The organism is Wolbachia endosymbiont (group A) of Limnophora tigrina, assembly GCF_964263225.1.
GTDB lineage: Bacteria > Pseudomonadota > Alphaproteobacteria > Rickettsiales > Anaplasmataceae > Wolbachia.
Map to the genome: position 1 here is coordinate 536,457 of NZ_OZ181654.1, position 15,192 is coordinate 551,648.

The 15,192-nt window shown below is 33.5% G+C and carries 14 protein-coding genes and 3 pseudogenes; 5 read left to right on the forward strand and 12 right to left on the reverse strand.

Annotation, left to right across the window (positions count from 1 at the left end):
• Nucleotides 1-49 precede the first annotated feature (49 nt).
• From tnpC (ACE38P_RS02475) to ACE38P_RS02485, 3 genes and pseudogenes are all read right to left on the reverse strand, one after another.
• A complete protein-coding gene (gene tnpC, locus ACE38P_RS02475) occupies nt 50-1,432 on the reverse strand; it encodes an IS66 family transposase (RefSeq protein ID WP_374699286.1) in 1,383 nt (460 codons plus the stop codon).
• Between the two features lie 51 nt (nt 1,433-1,483).
• Nucleotides 1,484-2,567, reverse strand: a pseudogene (locus ACE38P_RS02480) (IS256 family transposase).
• A gap of 79 nt (nt 2,568-2,646) precedes the next feature.
• Nucleotides 2,647-3,024 (reverse strand): TraR/DksA family transcriptional regulator, encoded by a 378-nt coding sequence (locus ACE38P_RS02485; protein WP_007302671.1) that lies wholly within the window; start codon nt 3,022-3,024, stop codon nt 2,647-2,649.
• Nucleotides 3,025-3,132: 108 nt separating this feature from the next.
• Here ACE38P_RS02485 and ACE38P_RS02490 point away from each other — a divergent pair, with 108 nt between their 5' ends.
• Together ACE38P_RS02490 and ACE38P_RS02495 are read left to right on the forward strand one after the other, a co-directional pair.
• Nucleotides 3,133-3,780 (forward strand): heme exporter protein CcmB, encoded by a 648-nt coding sequence (locus ACE38P_RS02490; protein ID WP_007302672.1) that lies wholly within the window; start codon nt 3,133-3,135, stop codon nt 3,778-3,780.
• Nucleotides 3,781-3,858: 78 nt separating this feature from the next.
• A pseudogene (locus tag ACE38P_RS02495) lies at nt 3,859-4,679 on the forward strand (IS630 family transposase).
• 190 nt (nt 4,680-4,869) lie between these two features.
• Here ACE38P_RS02495 and ACE38P_RS02500 read toward each other — a convergent pair.
• On the reverse strand, nt 4,870-5,580 hold the full coding sequence (locus ACE38P_RS02500; protein WP_139686912.1) for a class II aldolase/adducin family protein: 711 nt from the start codon (nt 5,578-5,580) through the stop codon (nt 4,870-4,872).
• 235 nt (nt 5,581-5,815) lie between these two features.
• Between ACE38P_RS02500 and ACE38P_RS02505 the strand changes: the two genes are divergently transcribed.
• Nucleotides 5,816-6,349 (forward strand): AAA family ATPase, encoded by a 534-nt coding sequence (locus ACE38P_RS02505; RefSeq protein ID WP_374699444.1) that lies wholly within the window; start codon nt 5,816-5,818, stop codon nt 6,347-6,349.
• Here ACE38P_RS02505 and tnpC (ACE38P_RS02510) read toward each other — a convergent pair.
• The 6 genes from tnpC (ACE38P_RS02510) to secG all read right to left on the reverse strand — a co-directional run bounded on the left by tnpC (ACE38P_RS02510) (nt 6,336) and on the right by secG (nt 12,095).
• Entirely contained in the window at nt 6,336-7,718 is a 1,383-nt protein-coding gene (tnpC, locus tag ACE38P_RS02510) for an IS66 family transposase (protein ID WP_374699286.1), read from the reverse strand. The genes ACE38P_RS02505 and tnpC (ACE38P_RS02510) overlap by 14 nt on opposite strands.
• Nucleotides 7,719-7,873: 155 nt before the next feature.
• The gene (locus ACE38P_RS02515) at nt 7,874-8,281 is read right to left on the reverse strand and encodes a nucleoside deaminase (protein WP_010404879.1); all 408 of its coding nucleotides are present in this window, start codon (nt 8,279-8,281) and stop codon (nt 7,874-7,876) included.
• Nucleotides 8,282-8,298: 17 nt separating this feature from the next.
• Nucleotides 8,299-8,592, reverse strand: a complete 294-nt coding sequence (locus ACE38P_RS02520; protein WP_007302591.1) for a hypothetical protein — start codon at nt 8,590-8,592, stop codon at nt 8,299-8,301.
• 53 nt (nt 8,593-8,645) lie between these two features.
• Nucleotides 8,646-10,103 carry an IS4 family transposase gene (locus ACE38P_RS02525; protein ID WP_374699293.1) on the reverse strand — a complete coding sequence of 486 codons (1,458 nt, stop codon included), beginning with the start codon at nt 10,101-10,103 and terminating at the stop codon, nt 8,646-8,648.
• Nucleotides 10,104-10,167: 64 nt separating this feature from the next.
• Complete coding sequence (locus tag ACE38P_RS02530) at nt 10,168-11,775, reverse strand: CTP synthase (protein ID WP_127464150.1); 1,608 nt, start codon at nt 11,773-11,775, stop codon at nt 10,168-10,170.
• Nucleotides 11,775-12,095 (reverse strand): preprotein translocase subunit SecG, encoded by a 321-nt coding sequence (gene secG, locus ACE38P_RS02535; RefSeq protein ID WP_007302593.1) that lies wholly within the window; start codon nt 12,093-12,095, stop codon nt 11,775-11,777. The genes ACE38P_RS02530 and secG overlap by 1 nt, the downstream gene beginning before the upstream one ends.
• Nucleotides 12,096-12,211: 116 nt before the next feature.
• Here secG and ACE38P_RS02540 point away from each other — a divergent pair, with 116 nt between their 5' ends.
• Entirely contained in the window at nt 12,212-12,736 is a 525-nt protein-coding gene (locus ACE38P_RS02540; RefSeq protein WP_010404888.1) for a gamma carbonic anhydrase family protein, read from the forward strand.
• Here the strand turns inward: ACE38P_RS02540 and ACE38P_RS02545 are convergent.
• Nucleotides 12,726-13,751: a hypothetical protein gene (locus ACE38P_RS02545; RefSeq protein ID WP_264687189.1), complete on the reverse strand. Its 1,026-nt coding sequence runs from the start codon at nt 13,749-13,751 to the stop codon at nt 12,726-12,728. The two genes, ACE38P_RS02540 and ACE38P_RS02545, sit on opposite strands and share 11 nt — an antisense overlap.
• 227 nt (nt 13,752-13,978) lie before the next feature.
• Nucleotides 13,979-14,728, reverse strand: a complete 750-nt coding sequence (locus ACE38P_RS02550; RefSeq protein WP_265042153.1) for a hypothetical protein — start codon at nt 14,726-14,728, stop codon at nt 13,979-13,981.
• 213 nt (nt 14,729-14,941) lie between these two features.
• Here ACE38P_RS02550 and ACE38P_RS02555 point away from each other — a divergent pair.
• Nucleotides 14,942-15,118 (forward strand): annotated as a pseudogene (locus ACE38P_RS02555) (IS481 family transposase); the annotation flags it as partial.
• Between the last annotated feature and the right edge of the window lie 74 nt (nt 15,119-15,192).

Here is a 15,192-nt window from a genome sequence, read left to right on the forward strand (position 1 = left end):
ACTATTTCTTCTGCTACTTCTTTTATACGTATCCGTTCAGCAGAGTGGTTTAAGAAACGATAGATAGAAGATTGTGAAAAGGGTTTAGCCTCCTCTGTTTCCATGTTAAGTATAACGAAATTATTTGCTCAAGGAATGAGTTTCCTCGTTCTGATTGTGTAAAATATGAATTTTTGCGATAAACGACATAATGCCGTATTTGCCGTTCAGCGTGATTATTTGTCAGCGGAGTATTTTCTGGGTCATCTAAAAATTTCCACATCATTCTTTCAGATTTCAAAATATTCTTTGCAACTCGAGACGCTCCAATTGCTTCAGGTAAGCGAGATATTTCCTTCAAATAATACCTTGTACGTTTTCGCAATTTCTTGGCACGTCTAATAAATCTTGAAACATCTATCTCATTTTTTAGTAAAGCTTTTTTCAGTGCAAATAACTCAGTGGCTACATTTCTCAAGTAACAGCCCAGAACTTTAACTTCAAATTTCCAACTATGCGCTAATCTTTCAAAATCCCTTGCTAAGTGTGCCCAACAGATTTGCCTTCTTTCATCAGCAAAGTAGTTGTATGCTGCATATCTGTCGGTTACTACCAAGCTATTACGATTGCAGCATACACTATTTTTTAAAACTTTCATTCCCCTTGACTCTGTCAACTTCACAAAACTTGCCGTATTGCTTGCAAACATCCAACACCAAGCGAGTTTACCTTTGTTATAATGGCTCGTTTCATCAATATGTAGAACTTTACTCCTACTTATCTCTTGTTCGATCTGCTCATACATTTTTTTGCATTTTGAAGCAACTCTATGTTCACTATTTGATATGCTACCGACGCTTATGTTCAAATTGAAGATATCATTTATGATGCTAGCTACTTCGCGCTTTGAATTTTTATAAAACCCACTGAGTGCTGCAACTACTGACTTAACCCTTGGGCCAAATGTATCTGGCGTAACACCCTCTGGTAACTTGCTACTTCTTCTTTTTCCGCATCTCTGACAACGGCCATGTTCCAACTGATATTCCATTACATAAGCCTTAATCTCCGGAAGATCTACTTTCTGATGAATATAAGGTTTTTCGCATATTGCAATCTTCCCTCCGCATTCGCAAGTAGGTGACAACTCTATCTTTATCACCTCATCTGCTTCCATTTTAGCACGATAATTACCCTTATGCCCAACTTGACCACCAATCTTTCTTTCGCTTTTTGGCTTTTCCTTTTTCATTTTGTATAATTCTTTTGAATTGGGAATTGATGAGTTTTTTGAATTTAAACCTAGCCTTTCCTTTAATTCAGCGTTCTCTATCTTTAAAGCCTCATGCTCTGCTTTTAAACTTTCATTCTCTCTTTCCAATCTTTCTATTTTTGCTTCTAACTTTTCTATTTTTTGCTGTAAATTTTTGCAGAGTTCTAAAAGGTTTACCATATTACCTCATATTTACCCTATGATTATCTTTATTATCTTGCTTTGTCTACCTTATTTTGCCGCTCTGCTGAACGGACACCAATCATGTATAGGCATAGTCCATTTCTCTCCTGCCTTCTTTATAGCACAATATACCTGTTTATGCAAGGCATTTGTGCTGGTAAATGAGCCCTTAGTTTTAGTAAATTTTCTGATCTGTCTATGTAACCCTTCAATAGGATTTGTGGTATAAATTAACTTTCTTACAGGGCCGGAATATTTAAAATAACTAGACAGATTTTCCCAATTATTCTCCCAAAACTAAAGTATATTTTTCTCCCCATTTTTCCTCCAGTTCAAGTAAATAATTCTCGGCTATTTCTCTACTTGATATGTTTTTTTCAAATCATTCATGAAAACTTTTGCTCGATACATATTTCAGTGAATTTCTTATCTGATGTACTATACATTTCTGCTTTAGGAAATACGCTATTTATAGCTGTAGGAAAGCTTTTTAACACAAGCTATCAGAATATCATCTACTCCTCTCTCCTTTAGGTCATTTAGTACTCCCAACCAGAACTTCACTTTCAGCCAAATAAAAACCCAAAACTTCTTTTCTGCCATTTTGCTAATATGTTATACATACATTTGCTTACACAATGCCCGTCCTCCTTGACCTTAAAAAACCATGAACACTATTGGATATACAGATTGCAGCGGACGACTGCGCCATTCGTTGATTACCGGTAACAATTTGTCAGTAATACTTGATATCTCTTCTGCAGATATTTTATATTTCTTCTACATGCGATGCTATATCCCATGCCACTGGCATATGTACTTAAAACCTTTGCTTCAAGTTCGGTTGTTTGCCTTTTTCTGACTACTTGTAGCTCGAAACTTCCTTCTCTATCTCTTGGTGTCAATAGTTCAAATACTTGTCCGTAAAGTCTTTGAATTTCTTCGGTTGTTTTCTTCGCTTTCAGCCGACAAATGGTTTTCTATCTCGCCTTCCCTCTAGCAGTTTTTTTATAAATGGTGTTAATGCTCCATCTCTTCCTGTCAATGGTCTTCCTTCTCGTATAGATGATAAGATATTTGTTTCTAATTCTTTATAGTCTACCAAACCGGTAGTTGTGTTTGCTTGACTCATTGTCAAACCTCCATTTTTTTATCAATTTATTACTTTACTTCTCGGTTTGACACAGTTTATTTAACACTCCCGACAAGTTCTAATCATTAATGTTATACACGTTCTTTTCTTTTTCTATTCTCTCTTGTTCTTCAATACAATACATAGCAAGCGGATTAGCTTTAAGTCTTTCGACTCCTATTTCTTCTCCCGTTCCATCGCAGTAACCATAAATGCCTAATTTTATTTTTTCCAACGCCTCCTTAATTTTTTCTTTTCTATCTTTTCGGCGCTTAATTAATTCTCCATTTTCACTATCAGAATAAATACTACTATCTTCTAGATCTTGTTTCTCCAGTTCAGAGAGTATTGATTGTAACTTTAAGCTAAAGTATTCCAGTTGTTTTACGTTCATATATTCTTCATTTTCTGAAGGAACGTAATCTTCCGGTAACTTTATTTTTATTAATTTTTCCATAGCATTATCAATAAAATATATTAAAACTTATATAACTTGTAAACACAAAAAATTATACTACCCTCAAAGTAAACACTATAATTTATAATAAACATTTAAAATCCTGGTATGATTAGTTTGGTAAAAAAATTAGTAATAAATGATAATAATCTTACTTATATAGTATGTATTTTTATTATAATGTTAAGTTTATCTTCATATACACTTGAAAACAACAGTAAACAAGAAGTCATATTAACATTAACATGGATATGTGCTACATTTGTTTTGCAGATCTCTACAAATAATTTATTTACATCTGATTATCATGATGGAATATTAGAGCAAATCTTTTTACAGCCACTCTCTTCTAGGCTGATAGTTGCTTATAAAATCTTCGCTCACTGGTTGTTATTTGGGTTACCGATTTCAGTGATTTCTTTCATGTTCAGCTTTGCAATTCTAGGCAATAATATTGAACATTCAATAGCAGTTGGAGTGTCTTTATTATTTAATACGCTGATAATCATTAATATTTCAGCTACTGGAAATGCATTGATGATTGGTCGAAATAACTTAGCATCAGGAGTGTCGCAAATTCTTGTTTTGCCAATGATAATGCCAACTTTTGTATATTTCAAATTGCTAACTCAATTTGAAAATTTATCCTTGAATATTTATACACTACTAATCACCATCTTAGTTTTTGTCATTTTAATTGTTAACAGCACTATAACTACTCACATAGCATTAAAATTTGCTGTGGAGCAGGATTGAAAAAACTTACTAGTTATAGCCCTTCTCATAATAGTCCAAAAAGAGTAAGATATGGATTGATAGTAGTGGAAGGTAAGGATGCCAGTAGCAAATAGTTATGACTTAAGAAAAAAGGTAATGGAAGCATTGGATGAAGGAGAGAGTGGAGAAACTGTTGCCAAGAGATTTAAGATCGGAAAAACAACTTTATATGAGTGGAAGAAAAGACGTGAGAAAACGGGAGATTTTCAGTCAAAAAAGCTTGGAAGCGTGGCATAAAATTACCGACTGGAATGCATTTGCCGAATTTGCAAATGAGCAAGGTGGCAAAACTCAGTCAGAGATGCTGGGGCAATATTAGTAGACAAACAATTCATCGAGCACTTAAAAATATAGGATTCACAAGAAAAAAAAGACCTACGGATATAAAGAAAGAAATGAAGAAAAGCGAGCTCAATTTTCAAAGGTTATAGCAACAAAAGAACCTAAAGAATTAGTGTATATAGATGAGTCTGGACACTGAACCTATGGGTATTGCCAGAAAGGACAGCGGTTTTATGCCCTAAAATCTGGGAAGAAAACTCAACGAATTAGCATGGTTGCAGCCTTAAGTGGAAGAAAAATAATTGCTCCGTTAACCTTTGAAGGCCACTGCAATATGGATATCTTTAATAAATGGTTTGAGCAGTTTCTGACACCGATTTTGGAACCTGGACAAACTGTTATCCTTGATAATGCTACTTTTCATAAGTCTAATAAGATTTGCTAAAGGAGTTGGTGCAGAAATTTTATATCTTCCTCCATATTCTCCAGATTTTAACAAAATTGAACATTATTGGTTTGCTATAAAAAACAGAACCAGGAAAAACATTCCTTTATTCAAATCTTTTCGTCATGCTGTCGATTCTTCTTTCTTATGACCTTTTTGGACTATTATGGGAAGGGCTATATTTACTTGTATCTGCTTAGTTAAGGGTGTTAACTTAAGTAGAGATGGAGACATTAGACTTCTTACATGAATTGAAGAGTTACAGCGTGTGAAACCATTATTGGATTTCAGACTGGCTGGTTATGCAAGAAATCTAATATCTATCGAAGAGTCAGAAACTTTTATAACTTACCTTTAATCAACCTAACCCATGCGTGCCAATCTCTCTCACCAAGATTGCTTTCGAAAGACAGAAGATCCTTTACGGCTTTTGAGCAAATTTCTTCACTTGGAATTGACAACTCCCTATTCATTGCTAGCGTCAGGCATTGAGTTTTACAAGCTTGTTCTAAGTGATACGTATAAAACATTGCTTCTTGTATAGTCTGACCACATGTTATAGATCCATGATTGCGCATTAACATCACAAAATTTTCTTTCAAATCAGCTATTAATCTTTTTCCTTCTGTATCATCAAGTGCCAGGGAATTATAATCATGGTAAGATACCTTATTATAAAAGTGCAGCGCCCACTGACTTATTGGGAGTAATCCATCCTTGAGAGAAGAAACTGCTACAATAGAAGGTGTATGTAGATGAAAAATTGCTTGAATATCTTTCCTTGCTTGATAAATGAAGCCATGGATTACATAGCCAGTTTTATTATATTGATATTCTTTGCCTTCAATTATATTCCCATCAAACGATACTTTCATCAATGAACTTTCATCTACTTCATAAAAACGTATACCAAACGGATAAACATAAAATGACTTTTTATCTTCAGAACGTACAGAGAGATGAGTATACGTATGATCATCTAATTTAAGATAAGATAAAATTTGATAGGCGTTAACTAGGTCTCTTTTCAACTCACTATTTGTTAATAACATAGCTCTTGACTAAAATTTTCTAAAGATTTATACGTAAAAAAAAGTTTATTACAAACTAAAAGGTGAACCTACGTTAAAATACTAAGCACTTTTACTTGCCTTAGGTGATTAGAGTTTACATTTCTAGATTACATAGTATTTTAACTATAAAAGCGACTTTTTATGTAATATTTCATATGTTTTAAAGCCTTGTTTTTATGTTATTATAATTGTAGGTTTTAATATTAAAAATAATATGATAAACGTTGACATAAAAAAACAGCTAACAAAATTTTTCATATATATCACTGGTCTTCCAGGAAGTGGTAAACTTTCTACAGCAATAGTATTATCTAGTATGATAAATGCAGTAATTGTAAGTGGACTTGAATATAATCAAACTTCCAAAGAAGCTCGAGATAGAATATATAACACTACACATGTTATGTTTCAGGCAATAGAAGCCTATCCTATTGACTCAAAAAATTATATATTTGTTGATGAATTAATTAAAAATAATGATTACAACATAAGAATATATAACTCAGTAGTAGAACTTAGTAAAAAAATGAGCACAAAAATCCTCCCTATAGTACTTAGGTGCAATCCATTGATATTACAAGAGCGTACTATATCAAAAAAGCAAAGAAAAAATAGGAAGGTTACTAATATAAATAGTATTAAATTTAGGGAGGAAGATTTATTTGTACCACAAAATGCTATAGAGGTAGAAAATTCAAATATGAGTATAAAAGGTATCCGTTCAGCAGAGTGGTTTAAGAAACGATAGATAGAAGATTGTGAAAAGGGTTTAGCCTCCTCTGTTTCCATGTTAAGTATAACGAAATTATTTGCTCAAGGAATGAGTTTCCTCGTTCTGATTGTGTAAAATATGAATTTTTGCGATAAACGACATAATGCCGTATTTGCCGTTCAGCGTGATTATTTGTCAGCGGAGTATTTTCTGGGTCATCTAAAAATTTCCACATCATTCTTTCAGATTTCAAAATATTCTTTGCAACTCGAGACGCTCCAATTGCTTCAGGTAAGCGAGATATTTCCTTCAAATAATACCTTGTACGTTTTCGCAATTTCTTGGCACGTCTAATAAATCTTGAAACATCTATCTCATTTTTTAGTAAAGCTTTTTTCAGTGCAAATAACTCAGTGGCTACATTTCTCAAGTAACAGCCCAGAACTTTAACTTCAAATTTCCAACTATGCGCTAATCTTTCAAAATCCCTTGCTAAGTGTGCCCAACAGATTTGCCTTCTTTCATCAGCAAAGTAGTTGTATGCTGCATATCTGTCGGTTACTACCAAGCTATTACGATTGCAGCATACACTATTTTTTAAAACTTTCATTCCCCTTGACTCTGTCAACTTCACAAAACTTGCCGTATTGCTTGCAAACATCCAACACCAAGCGAGTTTACCTTTGTTATAATGGCTCGTTTCATCAATATGTAGAACTTTACTCCTACTTATCTCTTGTTCGATCTGCTCATACATTTTTTTGCATTTTGAAGCAACTCTATGTTCACTATTTGATATGCTACCGACGCTTATGTTCAAATTGAAGATATCATTTATGATGCTAGCTACTTCGCGCTTTGAATTTTTATAAAACCCACTGAGTGCTGCAACTACTGACTTAACCCTTGGGCCAAATGTATCTGGCGTAACACCCTCTGGTAACTTGCTACTTCTTCTTTTTCCGCATCTCTGACAACGGCCATGTTCCAACTGATATTCCATTACATAAGCCTTAATCTCCGGAAGATCTACTTTCTGATGAATATAAGGTTTTTCGCATATTGCAATCTTCCCTCCGCATTCGCAAGTAGGTGACAACTCTATCTTTATCACCTCATCTGCTTCCATTTTAGCACGATAATTACCCTTATGCCCAACTTGACCACCAATCTTTCTTTCGCTTTTTGGCTTTTCCTTTTTCATTTTGTATAATTCTTTTGAATTGGGAATTGATGAGTTTTTTGAATTTAAACCTAGCCTTTCCTTTAATTCAGCGTTCTCTATCTTTAAAGCCTCATGCTCTGCTTTTAAACTTTCATTCTCTCTTTCCAATCTTTCTATTTTTGCTTCTAACTTTTCTATTTTTTGCTGTAAATTTTTGCAGAGTTCTAAAAGGTTTACCATATTACCTCATATTTACCCTATGATTATCTTTATTATCTTGCTTTGTCTACCTTATTTTGCCGCTCTGCTGAACGGACACAATTGGTCAAATATACGAAAGAGTTATAATACGGATTTTACTCAAAAAATATTGAAACAATCTCACACATCTTAAACTAAGTTCTCAATTTCTCAAAGAAATCTTTTAACAAAAGAGAACATTTTGTTTCTAATATTCCACCATAAACTTCAGGTATGTGGTTACAGAATTGAAATATTCTAGTGCCGTTTTCAACTCCTCCACCTTTGGGATTGTAAGCCCCGAAGTACAGACGTTTAATTTTTGCAAAAGAGATAGCTTGAGCGCACATCGGGCATGGCTCTAACGTTACGTACATTTCAGCTTCATAAAGCGTGGAAGTTGAAAATGCTTGTCTAATTGTTAACATTTCTGCATGTGCAGTTGGATCATTAGATATATTGTGTGCAGAGGAGATGATATTGTTTCCATTAACTATTACAGCACCTATTGGCACTTCGCCATCTTTCTGAGCAAGTTTTGCTTGCTCTATGGCAAGTTCCATGTATTGGTACTTAAACATTAGGTGCTTGGGTAAATATAATTTTCTTTTCTTGGCTTTTCTATTTTTTCTAGGTTATAGAATTCACTAAGGACTATTGTCCTTTTTACAAGGCTATCTATTTCTCGCTTTAAATATTTTTTTATTTCTTCTACCGATTTTAGTTCGTTTATAGCTACAACTACTTCTTCCATTATATCCTCTATAATTTGATCCTCCTCTAATTTATATATTATTTGTTCTACATGCCTATTCAATTCCTCGAAGGTCGCAGATCCATATGTAATGCTATCTTTACTATTTCTTAGTAACATTTTTTACCTCTCTATTAGAATAGAGTTTATTCAGTTCTATTAAACTCTCACTTTTACCCACAATTTTGAGAGGTCATGATGTGAAGCATAACTATGCTCTCCTTAAGATTTTCATAGCCCCGCCATAGAGTCATAGCCCCTGGTAAATTATCACTTTTTCTATTCATAAATCCACCTAATTTTCCTAACCAAATAATAGCTTGTTTTATGTTTGGAGGTTCTTCTGGCAATGTAGCTACTTTATGCTCACGTATGAAAAGGGCCTTCCACTCTTCGTTGCTTAAAATTTTAGTACAGGTTTCCATGGGATTTGATAAAGCGACTTTTGTTAAATATAAAATTTTAAATGCAATAATGCTCTTTATAGCAATTAATTTCTGTAGCCTTTCCTTTGTAGTTAAACGAGAGCTTTCTATTTTACATCCTGATTTTAAAACCCTGAAATACTCCTCAATTTTCCATCTTAGCTTATACCAATTTATCCTTTCTATAGCATCTAAAGTGCTATTAACTGGTACATTAGTCAGCAAAGTCCAATCAATAGCTTCCAATCCTTCAGGAGGATTTGTTTCTTTTGCACTTACCACATATACAGGGATTTTATCACTTATTTTATGCACTGTGTCTTTTGATCCATAAATTGAAGAAGATCTGATAGGTATATAGCCTTTCATATACTTAACTTCAATATTAGCTTTCCTTGATCTTTGGTTTCCACCTTTATTAACTTCTAGAGAAATTTTCTTCTTTACTGGCAGTTGAGTGATGCGTGTTTGCAAATCTGTTTTTCCAATTTCAGTACAGATAAATCTTCTATTAGTTCGATTACGGATTACATAAAAACTACCTAATGTCTCAGTGATCCATAAAAATTTGAAGATATCTGCCTCTCTATCACCAAGGGTAACAAGTTGTACATTTGCAGGAAGGTTGTTTATGCTTTCTTTGAGAGCTGTTATCCACTTATAACTTTCTTTTTCTTCTATGGAGGTACGGTATTTCCTGTTTGCTTTTTCTTGTGACGTTTCTTTTTCCCTAATAGAACGTGCCCAACATTGTTGAGAAGATAGACCTAAAGGCAATCCGTCTTTGCTGACTATTAAGGCACTGTGCAACAGTAAACCCATTTTATGCTTCGTATAAGCTTTAGAAATACTACCTAGCCTCTTAGTTTTTATATGAGAGTCAAAATCCAAATAACTTGTATCTTGAACTGAAAAAACAAACTGATTTCCTTTCATTCTCTCCATAGTTTCTTTGTAATGGGAAGAATAAATTTCCTTATCCTTAAGCTTTTCATTGCTAAATAATCTGTATGCACCCTTAGCTTCTTTCCATCCACTACAGCTTTGATTAATTGATCCAGACGCCTTACCCTCTATACAATAGCCTGTTTTAATAAGTCTCTTATTAAGTCTTGTATCTCCTAAATTAACGTGTTTTAACTCTCTTTCCAGCCATTTATCCCCTAAGCCATCAGTATATTGCACATTTGTACTTACTTCACTCATTTTAATCCCAAATTTATTTGGTATCCATTTTACTCACTTTTTTATTTGTGGGTAAAAGTGAGTATTAAACTCTATTGTCAATAGCTGCCTTAATAAATGATGTAAAGAGAGGATGAGGAGAAAATGGTCTTGATTGAAATTCTGGATGAAATTGCACACCAATAAACCATGAGTGATTTTTTAGCTCCACTGCCTCTATGCATGTTTTATCTTCTGATATACCACTGCATATCATTCCATTCTCTTCTAAGTTATTTTTATAATCTAAATTAACTATATATCTGTGTCTGTGTCTTTCTGAAATAGTGACACTACTATACACATTTGCCATTTTTGAATTTGGATTTACATTACACTTGTATGTTCCAAGTCTCATGGTTCCACCAAGATCAACGTTCTTACCATCAGCGAGCTTGATGATTGGGTGTTTGCAAGTATAAAATTCTTCAGAGTGTACATCTTCAAGCTTAATAACGTTACGAGCAAATTCAATCACTGCAAGCTGCATACCAAGACATATTCCTAAAAAAGGAATGTTATTTACACGGGCATAGTTTATTGCTAATATTTTACCTTCTATTCCGTTATCACCAAATCCTCCTGGAACAAGGACTGAATTAGAGCTTTGTAATTTTTCTCTGATAAACTTTGCATCTATAGATTTTCCATTCTCTTCTCTTGAGTTGACCCAATTTATCTTCACTCTAGCTTTATTACTAATTGCACCATGGTTTAATGCTTCAATCAGTGATTTATATGCGTCAGGAAATTCAGTATATTTTCCTACTATGGAAACGATAACTTCTTGTGTTGGATGTCTCATAGAGTGTACTATTTGGTCCCATTCAGGTAAGCTTGGTTTTGGCTTACTTAAGTGAAAGTGATCCAAAATTTGTGTCCCGAGCCCACATTGATTATACAAGGACGGTAACTCGTATATATGGTTTACATCAGGAGCAGGTATTACGTTAGATAAAGAAACATTGCAAAGATTGGCTATCTTTTCTTTTTGATTATCGGAAATTTCTTTTTCACTGCGACATAATATAATATCTGGTTGTAACCCCGCAGAGTTTAACTCTCGAACTGAATGCTGTGTCGGTTTTGTCTTTAATTCTTGTGCTGCAGTGAGATATGGTATTAAAGTTAAGTGAATAAGGATAACTTTTTGCTTTCCTAGTTTATAATTAACTTGGCGTATAGCTTCCAAAAACGGTTGGCTTTCAATATCACCTACGGTTCCGCCTATTTCGCATATTACAAAATCTAAATCTTCTGTACCATTAAAAATGAAAGATTTGATTAAATCTGTCACATGAGGAATGATTTGCACAGTTTTGCCTAGATAATCACCACACCTTTCCTTCTTTAATAATTTATTATATACTTTACCAGTTGTTATATTGTCGTCCTTGGTTGCTTTAATTTTAGTAAAACGCTCGTAATGTCCAAGGTCTAAATCAGTTTCAGCACCATCCTCAGTAACAAATACTTCCCCGTGCTGAGCTGGGCTCATTGTTCCAGGATCAATGTTGAGATATGGGTCAAGCTTTCTGATGCGAACATTGAATCCATGAGCTTGAAGAAGTGCTCCCACACTTGAAGCAACTAAACCCTTACCAAGTGATGAAACAACTCCACCTGTAACAAAGATAAACTTGGTTTCTTTCATTAATTTTCAAATGGAACAGAAGTTGATTGGCCTTCTTGCTTCTTTTCTGATATAATCTTCTCTGCAATTGATTTTTTATGTACATCTTTTGAACATAATCCTGATAGTAACAGTGTATTTATAATGAACAGCCCAGCAACTATAGAAGTTATTCTACTGAGTGGATTTTCAGAAGACTTTACCGGAATTATTGAATTCATTCCCTGTTGTGAATTACTAAAGCCACTTAATGAACTACTTCCAGGTGGCTGCAGGAGCACTAAAATTACCAATACAACAACTAATATTATTTGAAGTACACTAAGTACTGTTACTGACATTATAAATAGAGCTAAAAATAAAGATTTTAGGAGCATAAGGATCATAAGTCAAGAATATCTTTACCCGAGTAACTTGACTACTGGAACCCAAGTATGTATTAAACCTTATTTAAATTATGAGCTATCACATTCTAAAATACAAAGATTATGAACCAAAAATGGATGAAAGTTCTTTTATCGCAGATGGTGTGCGTATTATAGGTAACGTTGAAATAGGAAGGAATGCGAGTATCTGGTTTAATTGTGTGATCAGAGGAGATGTTGGATCAATCGAAATAGGTGATGAAACGAATATTCAAGATGGCACCGTAATTCATGTAGATAGAAATCCAGGCGGTGACACGATTATTGGTAGTATGGTGACGGTTGGACATTTTTGTGTGTTACATGCATGCACGATACATGATAAAGCATTTATTGGTATGGGCTCTGTTATAATGGATCATGCGATTGTCGAGTCTGAAGCTATGGTAGCTGCTGGTTCACTGGTGACACATGGAAAAGTGATAAAAAGTGGTGAAGTATGGGCTGGCAGGCCAGCACAATTCTTCAAAAAAATGTCAAATGAAGAAATAAAACATATTACACAATCTGCACAAAATTATATCATGCTGATGAAAGAATATAAGGCTATATGCTAGGTTGAGAAATCTTCAGCTCTGATGCACATTCTACGTTAACTACTTCAAAAGTTTCTTCAACTATATAATGCTTATCAATATAAGCTTCTTCAACTCTAGGAATATGCTGATTAATAAAACTACCTCTGACTAGAATATCCTTTATTGGCCAGTTTGTTTCTGTTGGAGTACCTGATAGCATAGCTGCATATTGTGCTTTTGCTGATTTTAGAGAAAAAGACATAATATTGTTTAAGTTAAGAAAGAAATTTACACGACTCCTGCAGTATTCAAGCGATTTGCCCACTGGATAATATGGTATTTCACCTACAACCTTTCTTATTAACCAATTGCACTCTTTGGTAAGTATGCTTGCTTCTTTTGGAACTTGTAGCGGTATTATAATATCATTGCTAATTCTATTTTCCTCTTGAGAAAAAAGTTCGGTGTAAGCTCCTTTTTTTCTGTGTTTCTCAAAATACTTAGGAAAATAAATATTGAGATATTCAGAGTGTAATTCTATTCGATTTTTCTGATCATTTTCTAAGATAAACGTATATTTATCACCATTTTGCTTAAGTTCGCATAACTTAAATTTACTAAGGTCAGAGTCTGGAAATGGCTTTTCAATTTCAAAAGCAAGTGTAAGAGTGTGCGTTGTGTGATCAAATTCATTTTTTTCTTGTAGACCATCTTGTAGACTATAGTACTTATTTTTTTCATACTCTTTTCCTTCTATGTTAGCACTCACTTCCTCTTCATCCAAATTTTCAATAGCATCAAAAAATTCTTCTTCATCCAGATCTCTTTCTTTTTCACCTGGCTCTTGTTCTTTCAGAGAATCATACCATACATCCTCTTCATTAACTTTCGCCTCTATTGTATTTTCTACACTTATTTTTCTTGTATGATCATTTCCATTGCTAGCAGTTGTTTGATAATGTGTATCGTTAGTTTGAAAAAAGCTCTTTACTTTTGATATTAAGCTAATCCATGAAAGTCTGACTTGATTAAGTAGCCATTTAAAACTCTTCATTGTTTTACCCCAACCTAATTACTAAAAATTGTAACAGAATAAATTAAATATGTCAATAAGATACACAAATTGTACTAACTGGGAATTAGTGGCAGCACTTAACATCTGTGTAAATTTTGACATAGGCGTTTTCTGCATTTTAACCAAATCAGTAAGGAGAACACCATTGATATTCTCCTTTTAGAAGCAACTTGAATAAAACTGATAAAGTTTGAATTAAAGTGTGATTAGGAAAGTGAGTGATGAGAACTCTTTATTTGGACTTCTTTTGATTCATCTATTTTAGTATTAGGTCTTAGTGCTGCATATGTAGTACCACCAGCTACGAGTGCAGATGATGTAGCTATGCCAATTATTGCTAACATACTTAGTCTAGTTGTATGTTCAAGTATAGTACTTGCTACCAGCCCAACAGCAAGACCAACACCAATAACAGCAGTGTACAACATTCTAGGATTATTTGAATTAGGCATATAGCTCACTAACTCTCTGCAACACTTTTCTGATTCTTTCTTTATGTCCTCGAGCTTATTTAGATCTTCTTCTTCTATTTTAGCATTTAATTCTAGTTTCTTACATAATTCTTGCATTTCTTTTACTTGTTTTTCTAATTTTTTTAAAAAATTTATTATTTTTGTTCCTTGTAATTTTATTATTGTTTCCTTAAGTAGTAACGTTGATATTGGCATTGCTATTTCTTCTATCTCTTTTTCTGTTTTCCTTTCCAATTCCACTACTTTTTCTATTCCTTCGTCTGATATTTCAGTGTCTTTTTTTAGTTCTATTTCAAACTTTCTTTTTTTTAACTCTGATTTTGCTTCTTGTAATGATTCTAATGCATTCCATAGCTTTTCACCAGAATTCCGACTCCGTTTTGGTGACATTTGTTGACTACTTTTGGACTTTTTTGGTGACATAAGCTGAAATTTAATTTCTTTGAGCTTTCTTGCGCTTTCACCTGCATTTACTTTAGCCATAATAAACCTCGCATATTAAATAATACTATTACATAATATCTTTAAAGCTCAAGGTCAAATAGTATCTTTACATAATATAAATCATAAACAGAAAATTTTAGTGTAAATTGCCATATTTACTTTGTGCTACGGTTTGAGATAGAATAACAACTTGCTTCAAATATGGAAAGGCAGTACAACTCTATAATCAAGTTACTGAACTCTCATTTACTCCTCTTTTTTTGTAAAACAATCTACAATTCATTAGAAGATCTTCAGATAGACGTTGATCATTGGTTGTGTTTTTACAATGAGACAAGACCTCATTCTAGTAAATATTGTTATGGCGATGTAGACTTTCCTGAATAGAAAACATATTGCTTTTAGAAAAATATTAGTAGCATTACATAAGAGACTGATATTAGTTTTCAATTTTTCTGTTAGTTAATTCTTGCTTGCTAGATTAAGTTGTGTCTGGTAACCAT